This window comes from Pseudomonas sp. s4, assembly GCF_046764235.1.
Taxonomy (GTDB): Bacteria; Pseudomonadota; Gammaproteobacteria; order Pseudomonadales; family Pseudomonadaceae; genus Aquipseudomonas; species Aquipseudomonas asiatica.
The window spans coordinates 807,501-822,725 of sequence record NZ_CP177209.1 but is presented as its reverse complement, the minus strand read 5'-3'; the positions used below and the strand labels follow the sequence as shown (position 1 = coordinate 822,725).

Sequence of the window (15,225 nt, the reverse complement as noted above, 5' to 3'; positions counted from 1 at the left end):
AAGTAAATCCGCGATGCACCGGGCATCATTCAATCTTCAGCTTCCCCAGCAGTGCACGCTGTCTTCGACGGCACCCGGATTGCGCTGCACGCCGGCCTGGTCGAGCTGGAAATCGCCACAGCGGTCCTGCGCCATCAGCCCGCTCGGCAGCCGCCGGGCGCGCAGCGTGAAGGTGTCGCTGTCGCGCTGGGCCTGCAGGCTGTAATAGCGGGTACCGTCGGGCAAGGCAGGGTCGCCCTCGGCGTATTGGCCAGTGCGTACGCGGTGGCGCTCCAGGCGCAGGGCGGCGTCATGCAGCAGGCCAACCACTTCGCTGCGCGCGGCTCGCCGTAGCTGGTCGCTGTAACTGGGGTAGGCAATGGCTGCCAGAATGCCGGTCACGGCCAGCACAATCAACAACTCGATCAGGCTCAAGCCTTGCTGCATGTCAGTCTCCTCGCAATCTCTGCCGCCAGGCAATGCGCCGGGTTGTGTCGCCGGCCATGGCGTAGACCGCTTCCAGCACATGCCGTGACTGGGTTTGCAGGCTGACGGCGGTGACGCGGTACAGGGTGACCTGCTGCCCTTCCGGCATATGCGCCGCGTGTTCGCTGGTACCCAGATTCTGCAAATGGAAATAGCCGGTTCGCGTGCGCTGCCACTGCCCGCTCAGGTCATGCGGTCGAGCGGGTGGCGGGCACGCCTCGCAAGGGTCGGGGGGAGCCCGCTCGAGCTCGCCTGCCCCTGCCAGCAGCGTGGCCTCGGCCTGCTCCAGCGCCAGCAGGCCTTCGCTCAGATAGCCGGTCATTCGCGTTTGCGCCAGCGCATCACGCAGGGCGGACGCCGCAAGCAGCCCAAGCAGCAGGCTCAGGACCAAAGCCAACAACAGGACTATGCCACGCTGACGATTCATGGGTTCGGCACCGGGTTGCGGATTGCGACGCTCAGTTCATGGTGCTGTTCAAGTTCGAGCGTGGGTTCGTAAAGCGTCAGGGCAATATCCACCCCCTCACCCTGTGCCATTTGCACACGCTGCAAACGCATTGACCGCACATTTTCAACCAGCGGCTGGAAGTTGCTTTTGTTGCGTTTGAATTTCAGCGTATTGCCCTGGAGTTGGTAGACATATCTGCTGATGGGGTAAACCTGTGGATAGCCCTCCTTCAACTCATCGTCCACAGACACTTTGCTAGTACAGTCCGTGTGCAGGAACCACTGCGGGCCCCCGGCTTGCCCAGGTAACTCCGCAACGACCAGGCTAAGGGTGGATGCTTCGACTTCCATCGGCCGGGCGAATGCGTGCTCTGCGCTCGAACTGCCGAAGTGCTTTGGCCGCAGTCGCAGGCAGCCAAACATCCCGGTCATGCGGATATCCTGGGCCATTCGCAGCAATGCCAGGCGTGCCTCATCCTGCATGCGTACTGCCGTGCTTTGCAGCCGCCAGGTATGGTGGGCCGAGGCGAATAGCTGGCTGGCCGCCGCCAACAGCAGCAACCCGATGGTCAGCGCCAGCATCACCTCAAGCAAGCCGAAACCACGCTGGCCCCGACTCATGGCCGCCCCCTTTCCTGCTCACTGTGCGCCGCCATTGCCGCCTTCCCATCGCGGCGCGCGTCCTCCGCAGCCCGCAATGCCTGCAGTTGCAGGCCTGCCGCTGCGAACATACCCACAGCCACCACTACCACCGCCAATAACACTTCCAGAAGCGTCATGCCCCGCTGTCTTGCGTGCATCCCTGCACCTCCTGCGACTTTTCCTGCAATTGCATTGAACCCGGGCGACTGGACCGCGGGTCCAACGACCGTGAAGCTACAGCCAAGCACTTCCAGGGAGGAATGCACGGTGAAGCAACGAGGTGTAACACTGATTCAAATGTTGTCGGCCCTGGCGGTGGCCGTGTTGCTGACACAGCTCGGCATGCCGGCCTACGCCAGATTGAGCGACGACCTACACAGGGCGGCAGCTGCGCGTGACTTGGCGCAGGCGCTGCGCAGTGCGCGCAGCCATGCCATGTTGCAAAGCCAGCCGGTGCTGGTGCAGGCGTTGGACGGTAACTGGGGGAATGGTTGGCAGGTGATGCTGGAGCATAACGGGCAGGTGCTGCGCGAGCAGCGTCTTTCACGGCCGCTGAAGATCACGAGCAATCGCGGTGAGCAGCTGAAATTCAGTGCGCAGGGTGTTCCGCTTGGGGCCAACGGTAATTGGTTAGGTTCAACGATGGAGATTTGCGAGCGCTTGACCGCAACTAGCCAGTATCAAGTGGTGATGGCATCGACTGGCAGGGTCAACGTACAGATGGGAGAGCCAAAAAAATCCCGATGCAAAGACACCACTAGCAGATCAGCGCGGTCAATGTAGGAGCGGCCTTGTGTCGCGAAAGGGCCGCAAAGCGGCCCCGGCAATATCAGCTCTAACGCTGAAATCCTGGGGCTGCTTTGCAGCCCGTTCGCGACACAAGGCCGCTCCTGCAGGGGGATTGCGCAAACTGCGGTCAGATCAGCGACCGAACCCGCAACTCCTTGGGCATGGAGAAGGTGATGTTCTCTTCCCGCCCATCCAGCTCTTCAGCACCGGTGGCGCCCCAGGCCTTGAGCTGCTCGATCACGCCACGCACCAGCACTTCGGGAGCCGAAGCGCCAGCGGTAATGCCGACCCGCGCCGTCTGGTCGAACCAGCCACGCTGCAGGTCCTCGGCACCGTCGATCAGGTAGGCCGGGGTGCCCATGCGCTCGGCCAGCTCGCGCAGGCGGTTGGAGTTGGAGCTGTTCGGGCTGCCGACCACCAGTACCACGTCGCACTCGTCCGCCAGTTGCTTGACCGCGTCCTGGCGGTTCTGGGTGGCGTAGCAGATGTCGTCCTTGCGCGGGCCGCCAATGTTCGGGAAGCGCGCACGCAGGGCGTCGATCACGCGGCTGGTGTCGTCCATCGACAGCGTGGTCTGGGTGACGAACGCCAGGTGGTCCGGGTCCTTCACCTGCAGGTTGGCAACATCCTCCTCGTCTTCGACGAGGTAGATGGCGCCACCGTTGCTGGCGTCGTACTGGCCCATGGTGCCTTCGACCTCCGGATGCCCTTCGTGGCCGATGAGAATGCACTCACGGCCGTCGCGGCTGTACTTGGCCACTTCGATGTGCACCTTGGTCACCAGCGGGCAGGTGGCATCGAACACTTTCAGGCCACGGCCAGCAGCTTCCTGGCGCACGGCCTGGGAAACACCGTGGGCACTGAAGATGACGATGACGTCGTCCGGTACCTGGTCCAGCTCTTCGACGAAGATGGCGCCACGGTTGCGCAGGTCTTCCACCACGAACTTGTTGTGCACCACTTCGTGACGCACATAGATCGGCGGGCCGAAGACTTCCAGCGCGCGGTTGACGATCTCGATCGCCCGGTCGACCCCCGCGCAGAAGCCGCGAGGGTTGGCGAGTTTGATTTGCATGCTCGGCTCCAGGCTTACAGGGCCTTCACCTCGAGGATCTCCACCTCGAAGGTCAGGGTCTTGCCAGCCAATGGGTGATTGAAGTCGATGGTCACCTGGTCGTCATCGAACGCTTTGACCACACCCGGCAGCTCGGTGTTGGCGGCGTCGTTGAAGATGATCAACAGCCCTTCGGACAACTCCATGCCCTCGAACTGGGACCGCGGCATGACTTGCACGTTCTGCGGGTTTGGCTGGCCGAATGCGTTCTCCGGGGCCACCACGACGGTACGCTTGTCGCCGCCCTTGAAGCCGAACAGGGCGTTCTCGAACCCTGGCAGCAGGTTGCCATCGCCAACCTTGAAGGTGGCCGGGGCCTTGTCGAACGTGCTGTCGACGGTGTCGCCGTTTTCCAGGTGCAGCGCGAAGTGCAGGGTGACTTCGGTGTTCTGGCCGATACGGGTGTCAGTCATGGACCGGATCCTCGGACTTCTTGCTCTTGAACATATCCAGCGCCAGCATCACCGCACCAACGGTGATGGCGCTGTCGGCCAGGTTGAAGGCCGGGAAGTAATGGCGGTTCTGCCAGTGCACCAGGATGAAGTCGACCACATGGCCGAGCACGACGCGGTCGTACAGGTTGCCGATCGCGCCACCCAGCACCAGCGCCAGCGCCACGGCCAGCCAGGTCTCGTTGCGCCCCAGGCGCTTGAGCCACACTACCAGCACGGCACTGACCACCACGGCGATCAGGGCAAACAGCCAGCGCTGCCAGCCGGAGCTTTCAGCCAGGAAGCTGAACGCCGCGCCGGTGTTGTAGGCCAGGGTCCAGCTGAAGTAGTCAGGGATGACGACAACCTGCTGGTACATGGTCAGGGCATTGTTGAAATACAGCTTGGTGGCCTGGTCGAGGACCAGTACCACCAGGCTCAGCCAAAGCCATGCAAGGCGCCCGAAGCGCCCCGCTACAGGGTTAGGCATAGTGGCGCACCTCGCCGGAACCGCTCAGGTTGTCGACGCAACGGCCGCAGATTTCCGGGTGCTCCGGGTGGCTGCCGACGTCGGCGCGGAAGTGCCAGCAACGGCCGCACTTGGTGTGGCCGGACTTGACCACTTGCAGCTTGAGGCCTTCGACTTCGGTGGCCACCGCTTCGGCCGGCGCTTGCGCGAATGGCACCACGCTGGCAGCCGAGGTGATCAGCACGAAGCGCAGTTCGTCGCCCAGCTTGCCCAGGTCGGCGCTCAGGCCTTCGTCGGCGTACAGGGTGACTTCGGCCTGCAGGTTGCCGCCGATGACCTTGGCGGTACGCTGGTTTTCCAGCTCCTTGTTGACCGATGCCTTGACGGCCATCACGCGGTCCCAGTAGGCGCGGTCCAGTTCGGTACCTTCCGGCAGCTCGCTCAGGCCTTCGTACCAGCCGTTGAGCATTACCGACTCGTTGCGCTCGCCTGGCAGGTACTGCCAGATTTCGTCGGCGGTAAACGCCAGGATCGGCGCGATCCAGCGCACCAGCGCCTCGCTGATGTGGTAGAGCGCGGTCTGGCAGGAGCGGCGAGCGACACTGTTGGCGCCGGTGGTGTACTGGCGGTCCTTGATGATGTCGAGGTAGAAGCCGCCCAGTTCCTGCACGCAGAAGTTGTGCACCTTGGAGTAGACGTTCCAGAAACGGTACTCGCTGTAGTGCTCTTCCAGCTCGCGTTGCAGCAGCAGGGTGCGGTCAACCGCCCAGCGGTCCAGCGCCAGCATGTCTTCCGGGGCCAGCAGGTCGCGGGCCGGGTCGAAGCCGGACAGGTTGGAGAGCAGGAAGCGTGCAGTGTTGCGGATACGGCGGTAGGCGTCGGCGCTGCGCTGCAGGATCTGCTCGGAAACGGCCATTTCACCGGAATAGTCGGTAGCGGCAACCCACAGGCGCAGGATATCGGCACCCAGGGTGTTGTTGACCTTCTCCGGCTCGATGGTGTTGCCCAGCGACTTGGACATCTTGCGGCCGTTCTCGTCCACGGTGAAGCCGTGGGTCAGCAGCTCGCGGTACGGCGCGTGGCCGTCGATGGCGCAACCGGTCAGCAAGGACGAGTGGAACCAGCCGCGGTGCTGGTCGGAACCTTCCAGGTACAGGTCGGCACGCGGGCCGGTGGCGTGGCCGATGTCATGCGAGCCACGCAGCACGTGCCAGTGGGTGGTACCCGAGTCGAACCACACGTCGAGGGTGTCGGTGATCTTGTCGTACTGCTCGGCTTCAGCGCCCAGCAGTTCGGCGCCGTCCAGCTTGAACCAGGCCTCGATGCCTTCCTGTTCGACGCGCTTGGCCACTGCTTCCATCAGCTCGACGGTGCGTGGGTGCAGCTCGCCGGTCTGCTTGTGCAGGAAGAACGGGATCGGTACACCCCAGTTGCGCTGTCGGGAGATGCACCAGTCCGGGCGGTTGGCAATCATCGAATGCAGGCGCGCCTGGCCCCAGGCCGGGACGAACTTGGTGTCTTCGATGGCTTTAAGTGCGCGCTCACGCAGCGGCTCGCCGGTGGTCGGCTGCTTGTCCATACCCACGAACCACTGCGCGGTGGCGCGGTAGATCAGCGGGGTCTTGTGGCGCCAGCAGTGCATGTAGCTGTGGCTGATGGTTTCGGTGTGCATCAGCGCGCCGACTTCGCTCAGCTTCTCGACGATGGCCGGGTTGGCCTTCCAGATGAACTGGCCGCCGAAGAATGGCAGCGAGTCCACATACACGCCGTTGCTCTGCACCGGGGTGAGGATGTCGTCGTTGACCATGCCGTAGCGCTTGCAGGTGACGAAGTCGTCTTCACCGTAGGCTGGCGAGGAGTGCACCACGCCGGTACCGGCGCCCAGCTCGACGTAGTCAGCCAGGTAGATTGGCGACAGGCGGTCATAGAACGGGTGGCGGAAGTTGATCAGTTCCAGTGCCGAACCCTGGGCGGTGGCGATGACCGAGCCTTCCAGGCTGTAGCGCTTGAGGCACGACTCGACCAGCTCTTCGGCCAGAACCAGCAGACGCTCGCCGGTGTCGACCAGGGCGTACTTGAACTCCGGGTGGATGTTCAGCGCCTGGTTGGCCGGGATAGTCCACGGGGTGGTGGTCCAGATCACGATGGCAGCCGGCTTGGCCAGCGAAGCCAGACCGAAGGCAGTAGCCAGCTTGGCGTCATCGGCTACCGGGAAGGCAACGTCGATGGTCTGCGATTTCTTGTCGGCGTACTCGACTTCGGCCTCGGCCAGGGCCGAACCGCAATCGAAGCACCAGTTCACAGGCTTCAGGCCCTTGAACACGAAGCCTTGCTTGACCATCTCGGCCAGGGCGCGGATTTCGCCGGCCTCGTTGGCAAAGTTCATGGTCTTGTACGGGTTGTCCCAGTCACCCAGCACGCCCAGGCGGATGAACTCGGTCTTCTGCCCCTCGATCTGCTCGGCGGCGTACTCGCGGCACAGCTCGCGAGTGCGGTCGGCGGACAGGTGCTTGCCGTGGGTGACCTCGACCTTGTGCTCGATCGGCAGGCCATGGCAGTCCCAGCCCGGCACATACGGCGCATCGAAGCCGGCCAGGGTCTTGGAACGGACGATCATGTCCTTGAGGATCTTGTTCAGCGCATGACCGATATGAATCTTGCCGTTGGCATAGGGCGGGCCGTCGTGCAGGACGAACTTGGGACGATCCTTGCCAATTTCGCGCAGCTTCTGGTACAGGCCAATGCTGTCCCAGCGCTGCAGGATCTGCGGTTCGCGCTGAGGCAGGCCGGCCTTCATGGGGAAGGCGGTGTCCGGAAGGTTAAGCGTGGCTTTGTAGTCGGTCATTTCAGGCTCTTCGTTAGCGGTTGAGCGTGCCAATGTGCACGTGCGGCGGCGATATCCGCATCGATCGCCGACTTCAGCGCCTCCAGGGAGGCGAATCGCTGCTCTTCACGCAGCTTGTGGTGGAACTCCACCGTCAGGCGCCGGCCGTAAAGGTCGCCGGCATAGTCCAGCAGATGAATCTCCAGGTGCGGGCGCCCGTCACCGGCAACGGTGGGGCGCACGCCGATATTGCCGACACCCGGCCAGGCCTTGCCGTCGATTTCGATGCTGGCCAGGTAGACCCCGGACAGCGGCACGCGGCGGCGCTTGAGCTGGATGTTGGCGGTAGGTGTGCCGAGCTGGCGGGCCAGCTTCTGGCCATGCAGCACGCGGCCGCTGATGCGGTATGGGCGGCCCAGCAGGTGCTCGGCCAGCTCGAAGTTGCCTTCGGACAGGGCCTTGCGCACTTCGGTGCTGCTGACCCGCAGGCCGTCCTGGATCACCGTGTTGGCAGCCTCGACGGTGAAGCCGTACTGCTTGCCGGCCTCGACCAGGAAGGCGAAGTCGCCGGCGCGGTCGCAGCCGAAGCGGAAGTCATCGCCCACTTCGAGGTGGCGTACACCCAGGCCGTCGACCAGGATGGCCTTGACGAAGGCGTCGGCGCCGAGATTGCTCAGGCGCTGGTTGAATGCCAGGCACAGCACCCGGTCGATCCCCTCGGCCGCCAGCAGCTCGATCTTGTCGCGCAGCCGGGCCAGGCGGGCCGGCGCGGTGTCGGGGGCGAAGTACTCGCGTGGTTGCGGTTCGAAGATGACCACGCAGGTCGGCAGGCCCAAGGCCTGGCCGCGCTCGCGCAGGCGCGCCAGGATAGCCTGGTGGCCGCGGTGAACCCCGTCGAAGTTGCCAATGGTGGCGACACAGCCCCGGTGCTCGGGGCGCAGGTTGTGAAGACCTCGAACCAGCTGCATAACGCGCTTCTTGCTCATAAAGTGGCCGATTATAACCACACCCGGGCGCCGGTGACAGGCAGCAGCGCCCAAGGGCGGCGTGGAATGCGAAAAACCGACGCCTGACCCGCCCGATGCCTCAGTGCAAGGCCTTGCGGGCGAAATGCCGAGGCCGGAAGCCGCACAGGTACAGGCAGCCGAAATAGGTCACGACGCCCGCCAGTACCAGAGCCCCCAGGCGCACCAGGCGCTCGAGCATGTTGCCCTGTTCCCAGGCTGGCAGATAATGCATGCCGGCCAGCAACACCGCCGACATCAGCCCCACCGCCAGCAACAGCTTGAGCAGGAATATCGCCCAGCCTGGTTGCGGCTGAAACAGCTGCTGACTGCGCAGTTTCCAGAACAGCAGGCCGGCGTTCAGGCAGGCCCCCAGGCTGATCGCCAGGGCCAGGCCGGCATGCGCGAGCGGCCCGACCAGGGCCAGGTTGAACAGTTGGGTGCAGACCAGGGTGAATACCGCGATCTTCACCGGTGTACGGATATTCTGCTGCGCATAGAAGCCCGGTGCCAGTACCTTGACCAGAATGATCGCCAGCAAGCCCACCGAATAGGCGATCAGCGCCTTCTGGGTCATGGCTGCGTCGACGGCAGTGAACTTGCCGTACTGGAACAGCGCCACGGTCAAAGGCTCGGCGAGGATGGCCAGGGCCAGGGTGCAGGGCAGCACCAGCAGGAAACACAGGCGCAGGCCCCAGTCGAGGATCCGTGAGTACTCCTCGCGGTCCTTGTTGGCGTAGGTCTTGGCCAGGGTCGGCAGCAGTATGGTGCCCAGGGCCACGCCCAGTACACCGGAAGGCAGCTCCATGAGGCGGTCGGCGTAGTACATCCACGACACCGAGCCGGCTACCAGGAAGGAGGCGAAGATGGTGTTGATGATCAGCGAGATCTGACTCACCGACACCCCGAGGATCGCTGGCAGCATCTGCTTGAGCACCCGCCACACGCCGGCATCACGCAGGTTCAGGCGTGGCAGCACGAGCATGCCGATCTTCTTCAGCGCTGGCAGCTGGTACAGCAACTGTGCCAGGCCACCGGCCAGCACGCCCCATGCCAGGGCCATGATGGGCGGGTCGAAATACGGCGTGAGCAGCACGGCGAAGGCAATCATCGCCACATTCAGCAAGGTCGGGGTAAAGGCCGGCACCGAGAAACGGTTCCAGGTATTGAGGATTGCCCCGGCCAGGGAGGACAGCGAGATCAGCAATATATAAGGAAAAGTCACCCGCAACAGGGCGGTGGTCAGTTCGTACTTTTCGGCACTGTCGACAAAGCCTGGGGCGGTCGCCCACACCACCCATGGCGCCGCCAGGATGCCGATGGCGGTCACCAGCGCCAGAACCAAGGTCAGCAGGCCACTGACATAGGCGACGAAGGTGCGGGTCGCCTCCTCGCCTTGCTGGGTCTTGTATTCGGCCAGGATCGGCACGAAGGCCTGAGAAAACGCGCCCTCGGCGAAGATGCGCCGCAGCAGGTTGGGCAGCTTGAAGGCGATGAAGAAAGCATCGGTGGCGATGCCGGCGCCGAAAACACGCGCCAGGATGGTGTCGCGGACAAAGCCTAGCACCCGGGAAATCATGGTGATCGAGCTTACCGCAGCCAGGGATTTGAGCAGGTTCATCGAAAAGATTCACGCCAAGGGCAGAGGACGCTGCCAGACAGCGTCCGAATGTGCGATACTCCCGCGCCTTCGCAGGGGAGCCAAAAATTCCCGAGTTTACAGGTCGCGCAGCAGAAAGGAATATTTCCCTCTTGTTGGCGCACCGCTCGGCGGAACCTTGCAGGTGGCCTTGACATCCGTTCGACTGATCGGCATGATTCGCGGCCTATTTTGTTTGCTATTTACCTAAAGTCTTTCGAGGAGCTCGACGGTGGCCAACACACCTTCCGCCAAGAAACGTGCAAAACAGGCTGAGAAGCGTCGCAGCCACAACGCCAGCCTGCGTTCCATGGTCCGTACCTACATCAAGAATGTAGTTAAAGCCATCGACGCAAAAGACGCCGAAAAAGCGCAAGCCGCTTACGTTCTGGCTGTGCCTGTAATCGACCGTATGGCCGACAAGGGCATCATCCACAAGAACAAGGCTGCTCGTCACAAAGGCCGTCTGAATGGCCACATCAAGGCGCTGAAAGAAGCTGCAGCTGCCTAAGCGACGCGCTAGTCGAAAAACCGACCCTAGGGTCGGTTTTTTGTTGCCTGCGATTTGTGCAAGCATCCCGCCCAGTTGATTACGATCGGCTTTTTGTAGGAGCAGCCTTGTGCTGCGAATGGGCTGCATAGCAGCCCCAGGCTTCAGCTGGCAGCGGACATTGTCGGGGCTGCTACGCAGCCCATTCGCAGCACAAGGCTGCTCCTACGGAAAAGCGCAAGGCTGCACTTGGCAGCCCTGCCTCCACATCACTTGGCAATCTGAATCTTCGGCGCCCACTGCAGCCATTCATCCTCGGCCTTGTCGAACAAGGCGAACGTCTGCTGCGGCCGTGCCGGGTTGCCCATCTGCTCGCCATCCGGCGTGGCGAAGGCGATACCGCCGTCGATCATGGTCTCCACCGACTCGGTACGCACCGTAACCCCCTTGACCAGCCCCCAGTCGAAACCGAAGCCGCTGCTGTTCCAGAAGCGGCTGCCGCTGCGCACCAGGGCCGCATAGCGCGGTTCGATCAGGATATGGATCAACACGCGGTCAGCGCTCTGGCCCAGCTCGAAGCCCGTCACCTTGCCCACCGCAACCTCACGGTAGGTCACCGGCACGCCCGGCTTGATCGAGCCACGGCGCGGAGCGCTCAGCGTCAACGGCAGCCCGACTTCAGGCCCTGCCACCTGCGGGGCGTCGGCCAAGGCGATGAAATCGCGCTGCGGGCCACGGTCCTTGGCAGCCGGCTGCACTTCCAGGTACTGCCCACCCACCAGAGTGTCGAGGTTCTGCGTGCGCACCAGGCCAAAGGCTGGCTTGACCACCCAGAACTGCGTACCGACGCGGGCGATACGGTCCGCCGCTTCGGTAATGCGCGCCCGCAGCAGCACCGCCTGCAGGTCATCGGTCAGGTCGACGCTCTCGATGCTGCCCACATCCAGGCCACGGAAGCGGATCGCCGTGCCTGGCTTGAGGCCGTCAGCACGGTCCACACGAATGGTGATCAACGTTCCTGCGCGGTTGACCGCCTCCTGGCTGTCATGCAGGCGGAAGCGTGGGATGTGGCGTTTGAGCGGCACATCGGGCCGTGGCGTGTCGAACGCGATACCACCGGCCATCAGGGTTTGCAGTGATTCACTCTTGATCTTGATGCCCGACAGGCCGCCCGTCAGGGTGATGCCACTGACATTCCAGAAGCGCGACGAACCGTTGACCAGCTTTTCGTATTCCTTCTCGATATGCACACCGATCAGGATGCGGTTGCTGTTGCGGGCGAACTGGTAGCTCTGCACGCTACCCACCTTCACCTGGCGGTACATGACCGGGCTACCGACTTCCAGCGAACCCAGGGTGTCGGCGAACAGCACCATGTGCAGGCCTGGTGCCTTGAGGTCGAGCGGAGGCGCCTTGGCGCGGGCTTCGAACTCGCGCTCGGGCCGCGCGCCCTTTTCACCAGGGCGAATGGCAATGTAGTTACCCTTTACCAGCGCCTCCAGGCCGGTGATACCCGCCAGAGAAATCGACGGCTTTACCACCCAGAACTGCGTGCCCTCGACCAGGTAATCCTCGGCCAACGGGTCCAGCGTAAGCTCGGCCGAGGCACTGGCCAGGTTGTCTGCCATTGTCAGGGCTTTCAGCGAGCCTACCTGGATGCCCTTGTACATGACCGGTGTACGGCCCGCCTGCAGGCCCTCGTAATCGCTCAATTTCACCTTCACCCGGATACCGGCCTGGGCCGCATCAAAGTCCTCATACAGACGGAACGGCAGGTTCGAGTCGGTGGGTGGACTGTCCTTGCGGTGTTCCGGCGTGGCAAAGGCGATACCACCGGCGACAATGCTCGACAGCGATTCACTACGCACTTTCACGCCCGACAGCGAGGCATCGATGCTGACGCCGCTGGCATTCCAGAAACGCGTGTGCTTGCGCACCAGGCTGGCATAGGCCGGCTCGATGAAGACCTTTATCTCGACAGTGCTCTGGTCCTCGGACAGGCGGTAGCTTTTTACCCGGCCAACCTGGATCTGCTTGTAGAACACCGGGCTGTCACGGTTGAGCGACCCAAGCCGCTCAGCCTTGAGGGTAAGGTGCAGGCCCGGCTCGGTGTCCGACAGCGGCGGCGCAACCTTCAAGGCAGTAAAACGTTTGGTGCGCTCCCCCTCCCCTGGGCTGACGGCGATGTAGTTGCCTGACACCAGAGTTTCCAGGCCGGAAATACCCGCCAGGCTGACGCTCGGCTTCACCAGCCAGAAACGCGTGCCTTTGGTCAGATGCGGCTCGGCAGCCTTGTTCATCTCGATGGTGGCGATCACCCCCTGGTTCTCACCCTTGGCGTCGAGCACCAGGCTCTTGACCTTGCCAACCGGCATGCCCTTGTAGATCACCTCGGTCTTGTTGGCGACGATACCCTCACCCGACTCGAAGCGGACTTCAATTTCCACACCGGCATCACGGTAAGCCTGCCACGCAAGCCAGCCACCGATCATCAAGGCGATCAAAGGCAGGATCCATATGGCCGACCAGTTCGAGGCTGGGCGGGTTTTAGCCGTTGGCAGGTCACTCATGGTCGTCATCCGACTCCGTGTTATCCCAAATCAGTCGGGGATCGAAAGTTAAAGCGGCAAGCATTGTCAGGATCACCACAGTTGCAAAGGCGACAGCGCCCAGGTTGGCTTCGACACTGGCTATTCGGCCGAAATTCACCACCGCCACCAGGATGGCGATGACAAAGATATCGAGCATGGACCAGCGCCCAATGAATTCGATGAAGCGGTACATCAATATCCGTTGCCGTGCCGAAAGCGGCTGACGACGCTGAACGGAGTACAACAGCAAGCCGATGCCCACCAGTTTGAACGTGGGCACCAGGATACTGGCAATGAACACCACGGCAGCAATGGGCACCATGCCATGCTTGAGCAAGGTGATGACACCGGACATGATCGTGTCGGGGCTGCCTTGGCCCAGGGTGCTCACGGTCATGATCGGCAGCATGTTGGCCGGGATGTACAGGATCGACGCGGCAATCAGCAGCGCCCAGGTACGCGCGATGCTGTTCGGCCGACGGGCATGCACGATGGCACCGCAGCGTGTACAGGTTTGTGAAGTGCTGTCTGGCTGTTGCCGGTTCAGCTCGTGACATTCATTGCAGACAAGAATGCCTGCATCAATCGCCCGCATGCAGGTCCTCCCCTGATAGCGCACTCCAGATCTGGTGCGGTGACATCACCACCTCGAGCCACACCTGGATCAATAACAGGCTGATGAAGCAGAACAGCCCCAGGCCTACCGTCAGCTCGGCCAGGTCCACCAGCTTGACGATGGCTACCAGCACGCCCATGAAATAGACCTCGAGCATGCCCCAGTCACGCAAGTGGTGATAGATGCGGTAGAACAGCAGGCCGAAACTACGCCCCACGTTCAGACGGATACTCAAGAGCACGACCAGCTGACAGAGCAGTTTTGCCAAAGGGATGGCCATACTGCACAGGAAAACCACGACGGCCACACCGCGCATTTCCGAGTTGTACAGGCCCAGCACGCCGCTCCAGACGGTATCGTCCGATGTCTGGCCAAGCAGGTGCAGCTGCATGATCGGCAGGAAATTGGCAGGCACAAACAGCAGCAAGGCGGTGAGCACCAGGGCCAGGCTGCGGTTGACCACATTGTGCCGATGGGCGTACAGCTCATAGCCGCAGCGCGGGCATTGGGCTTTCTCATCATGCTGGAGCACGGGCTTGCGCAGCAGCAGGTCACATTCATGACAGGCGACAAGCTCGTCCAACGGCAACTGGGCCAGGGTTTCAGGTTCGACAGGATTAGGCATATAGCGCTTCTGAATAGGTGCGTGGGCCTATTCTAGTGTTCTGGCTCGAATTGTGGGAGGCGACGATCGAACGGAGACCAGTGCGGGCGAGTCGAGGCGTCGAACCGCCGCGAACACCGGCGAAGCCGGTGCCATACACCGGGTCGTCTGCTTCGCGGGTGAACCCGCTCCCACAGGGACTGCGTATGCCCGGGAATTTTTGCGCCACAAAGACAAAACCCCTACCTGCATGTGCAGATAGGGGTTTTGCGAAATGAATCTTGACGATGACCTACTCTCACATGGGGAAACCCCACACTACCATCGGCGATGCATCGTTTCACTGCTGAGTTCGGGATGGGATCAGGTGGTTCCAATGCTCTATGGTCGTCAAGAAATTCTGTTGCCAGAATGTCCAGATGGACAGCCCAGCGAATTCGGATATGCGATATTTGTGATGTTGCGAACTTTCGGTTGTTTCGTCTTCACCACCGCAATCTGCGCTAGCAAATTGCTTGGGTGTTATATGGTCAAGCCTCACGGGCAATTAGTATTGGTTAGCTCAACGCCTCACAGCGCTTACACACCCAACCTATCAACGTCGTAGTCTTCGACGGCCCTTCAGGGGATTCAAGATCCCAGTGAGATCTCATCTTGAGGCAAGTTTCCCGCTTAGATGCTTTCAGCGGTTATCTCTTCCGAACATAGCTACCCGGCAATGCCACTGGCGTGACAACCGGAACACCAGAGGTTCGTCCACTCCGGTCCTCTCGTACTAGGAGCAGCCCCTCTCAAATCTCAAACGTCCACGGCAGATAGGGACCGAACTGTCTCACGACGTTCTAAACCCAGCTCGCGTACCACTTTAAATGGCGAACAGCCATACCCTTGGGACCGGCTTCAGCCCCAGGATGTGATGAGCCGACATCGAGGTGCCAAACACCGCCGTCGATATGAACTCTTGGGCGGTATCAGCCTGTTATCCCCGGAGTACCTTTTATCCGTTGAGCGATGGCCCTTCCATACAGAACCACCGGATCACTAAGACCTACTTTCGTACCTGCTCGACGTGTTTGTCTCGCAGTCAAGCGCGCTTTTGC

The 15,225-nt window shown here is 62.1% G+C and carries 15 protein-coding genes and 2 rRNA genes (1 of these 17 cut by a window edge); 2 read left to right on the top strand and 15 right to left on the bottom strand.

The window, feature by feature from the left end:
- Positions 1–36: 36 nt before the first annotated feature.
- From ACK56M_RS03830 to ACK56M_RS03815, 4 genes are read right to left on the bottom strand one after another with little or no spacing between them, the layout of a single operon-like run.
- Positions 37–426 (bottom strand): type IV pilin protein, encoded by a 390-nt coding sequence (locus tag ACK56M_RS03830; RefSeq protein WP_013970758.1) that lies wholly within the window; start codon positions 424–426, stop codon positions 37–39.
- Between the two features lies 1 nt (position 427).
- On the bottom strand, positions 428–892 hold the full coding sequence (locus ACK56M_RS03825; protein ID WP_039614945.1) for a hypothetical protein: 465 nt from the start codon (positions 890–892) through the stop codon (positions 428–430).
- Positions 889–1,533: a PilW family protein gene (locus tag ACK56M_RS03820; RefSeq protein WP_054573226.1), complete on the bottom strand. Its 645-nt coding sequence runs from the start codon at positions 1,531–1,533 to the stop codon at positions 889–891. The genes ACK56M_RS03825 and ACK56M_RS03820 overlap by 4 nt, the downstream gene beginning before the upstream one ends.
- The gene (locus ACK56M_RS03815; protein WP_054573225.1) at positions 1,530–1,712 is read right to left on the bottom strand and encodes a prepilin-type N-terminal cleavage/methylation domain-containing protein; all 183 of its coding nucleotides are present in this window, start codon (positions 1,710–1,712) and stop codon (positions 1,530–1,532) included. The genes ACK56M_RS03820 and ACK56M_RS03815 overlap by 4 nt, the downstream gene beginning before the upstream one ends.
- Before the next feature lie 109 nt (positions 1,713–1,821).
- Between ACK56M_RS03815 and ACK56M_RS03810 the strand changes: the two genes are divergently transcribed.
- Positions 1,822–2,337 carry a GspH/FimT family pseudopilin gene (locus tag ACK56M_RS03810; protein WP_043935296.1) on the top strand — a complete coding sequence of 172 codons (516 nt, stop codon included), beginning with the start codon at positions 1,822–1,824 and terminating at the stop codon, positions 2,335–2,337.
- A 133-nt stretch (positions 2,338–2,470) separates the two neighbouring features.
- Here the strand turns inward: ACK56M_RS03810 and ispH are convergent, their stop codons facing one another.
- The 6 genes from ispH to murJ all read right to left on the bottom strand — a co-directional run bounded on the left by ispH (position 2,471) and on the right by murJ (position 9,806).
- The gene (ispH, locus tag ACK56M_RS03805) at positions 2,471–3,418 is read right to left on the bottom strand and encodes a 4-hydroxy-3-methylbut-2-enyl diphosphate reductase (protein ID WP_013970753.1); all 948 of its coding nucleotides are present in this window, start codon (positions 3,416–3,418) and stop codon (positions 2,471–2,473) included.
- Between the two features lie 14 nt (positions 3,419–3,432).
- On the bottom strand, positions 3,433–3,870 hold the full coding sequence (fkpB, locus tag ACK56M_RS03800; RefSeq protein WP_003258215.1) for an FKBP-type peptidyl-prolyl cis-trans isomerase: 438 nt from the start codon (positions 3,868–3,870) through the stop codon (positions 3,433–3,435).
- Positions 3,863–4,378, bottom strand: coding sequence for a signal peptidase II (gene lspA / locus ACK56M_RS03795; RefSeq protein ID WP_003258216.1), 516 nt, complete (start codon positions 4,376–4,378; stop codon positions 3,863–3,865). Before lspA ends, fkpB begins: the two co-directional genes overlap by 8 nt.
- Complete coding sequence (ileS, locus tag ACK56M_RS03790) at positions 4,371–7,202, bottom strand: isoleucine--tRNA ligase (protein ID WP_411959254.1); 2,832 nt, start codon at positions 7,200–7,202, stop codon at positions 4,371–4,373. The genes lspA and ileS overlap by 8 nt, the downstream gene beginning before the upstream one ends.
- Entirely contained in the window at positions 7,199–8,149 is a 951-nt protein-coding gene (ribF, locus tag ACK56M_RS03785; RefSeq protein ID WP_015268846.1) for a bifunctional riboflavin kinase/FAD synthetase, read from the bottom strand. The genes ileS and ribF overlap by 4 nt, the downstream gene beginning before the upstream one ends.
- A 118-nt stretch (positions 8,150–8,267) precedes the next feature.
- A complete protein-coding gene (gene murJ / locus ACK56M_RS03780) occupies positions 8,268–9,806 on the bottom strand; it encodes a murein biosynthesis integral membrane protein MurJ (RefSeq protein ID WP_411959253.1) in 1,539 nt (512 codons plus the stop codon).
- Between the two features lie 250 nt (positions 9,807–10,056).
- On the opposite strand from murJ, the gene rpsT reads away from it, so the two are divergent.
- The gene (gene rpsT, locus ACK56M_RS03775) at positions 10,057–10,335 is read left to right on the top strand and encodes a 30S ribosomal protein S20 (RefSeq protein ID WP_003247625.1); all 279 of its coding nucleotides are present in this window, start codon (positions 10,057–10,059) and stop codon (positions 10,333–10,335) included.
- Positions 10,336–10,583: 248 nt separating this feature from the next.
- Here the strand turns inward: rpsT and ACK56M_RS03770 are convergent, their stop codons facing one another.
- The 5 genes from ACK56M_RS03770 to ACK56M_RS03750 all read right to left on the bottom strand — a co-directional run.
- Positions 10,584–12,884: a PqiB family protein gene (locus ACK56M_RS03770; RefSeq protein ID WP_015268843.1), complete on the bottom strand. Its 2,301-nt coding sequence runs from the start codon at positions 12,882–12,884 to the stop codon at positions 10,584–10,586.
- Positions 12,877–13,500 carry a paraquat-inducible protein A gene (locus ACK56M_RS03765; RefSeq protein ID WP_015268842.1) on the bottom strand — a complete coding sequence of 208 codons (624 nt, stop codon included), beginning with the start codon at positions 13,498–13,500 and terminating at the stop codon, positions 12,877–12,879. Before ACK56M_RS03765 ends, ACK56M_RS03770 begins: the two co-directional genes overlap by 8 nt.
- Entirely contained in the window at positions 13,487–14,146 is a 660-nt protein-coding gene (locus tag ACK56M_RS03760; RefSeq protein ID WP_013970746.1) for a paraquat-inducible protein A, read from the bottom strand. Before ACK56M_RS03760 ends, ACK56M_RS03765 begins: the two co-directional genes overlap by 14 nt.
- A 258-nt stretch (positions 14,147–14,404) precedes the next feature.
- Positions 14,405–14,520: ribosomal RNA gene (gene rrf, locus ACK56M_RS03755) — 5S ribosomal RNA — on the bottom strand.
- Positions 14,521–14,651: 131 nt separating this feature from the next.
- Positions 14,652–15,225 (bottom strand): 23S ribosomal RNA (locus ACK56M_RS03750) (it continues 2,318 nt past the right edge of the window).

What these genes read in the sequence shown, in the direction of transcription:
- ACK56M_RS03765 (WP_015268842.1), bottom strand. Translation starts at nt 13,500, where the DNA reads ATGCGGGCGATTGATGCAGGCATTCTTGTCTGCAATGAATGTCACGAG.
- murJ (WP_411959253.1), bottom strand. Translation starts at nt 9,806, where the DNA reads ATGAACCTGCTCAAATCCCTGGCTGCGGTAAGCTCGATCACCATGATT.
- ribF (WP_015268846.1), bottom strand. Translation starts at nt 8,149, where the DNA reads ATGCAGCTGGTTCGAGGTCTTCACAACCTGCGCCCCGAGCACCGGGGC.
- fkpB (WP_003258215.1), bottom strand. Translation starts at nt 3,870, where the DNA reads ATGACTGACACCCGTATCGGCCAGAACACCGAAGTCACCCTGCACTTC.
- ileS (WP_411959254.1), bottom strand. Translation starts at nt 7,202, where the DNA reads ATGACCGACTACAAAGCCACGCTTAACCTTCCGGACACCGCCTTCCCC.
- ACK56M_RS03830 (WP_013970758.1), bottom strand. Translation starts at nt 426, where the DNA reads ATGCAGCAAGGCTTGAGCCTGATCGAGTTGTTGATTGTGCTGGCCGTG.
- ACK56M_RS03760 (WP_013970746.1), bottom strand. Translation starts at nt 14,146, where the DNA reads ATGCCTAATCCTGTCGAACCTGAAACCCTGGCCCAGTTGCCGTTGGAC.
- ACK56M_RS03815 (WP_054573225.1), bottom strand. Translation starts at nt 1,712, where the DNA reads ATGCACGCAAGACAGCGGGGCATGACGCTTCTGGAAGTGTTATTGGCG.
- ACK56M_RS03820 (WP_054573226.1), bottom strand. Translation starts at nt 1,533, where the DNA reads ATGAGTCGGGGCCAGCGTGGTTTCGGCTTGCTTGAGGTGATGCTGGCG.
- lspA (WP_003258216.1), bottom strand. Translation starts at nt 4,378, where the DNA reads ATGCCTAACCCTGTAGCGGGGCGCTTCGGGCGCCTTGCATGGCTTTGG.
- ACK56M_RS03825 (WP_039614945.1), bottom strand. Translation starts at nt 892, where the DNA reads ATGAATCGTCAGCGTGGCATAGTCCTGTTGTTGGCTTTGGTCCTGAGC.
- ACK56M_RS03770 (WP_015268843.1), bottom strand. Translation starts at nt 12,884, where the DNA reads ATGAGTGACCTGCCAACGGCTAAAACCCGCCCAGCCTCGAACTGGTCG.
- ispH (WP_013970753.1), bottom strand. Translation starts at nt 3,418, where the DNA reads ATGCAAATCAAACTCGCCAACCCTCGCGGCTTCTGCGCGGGGGTCGAC.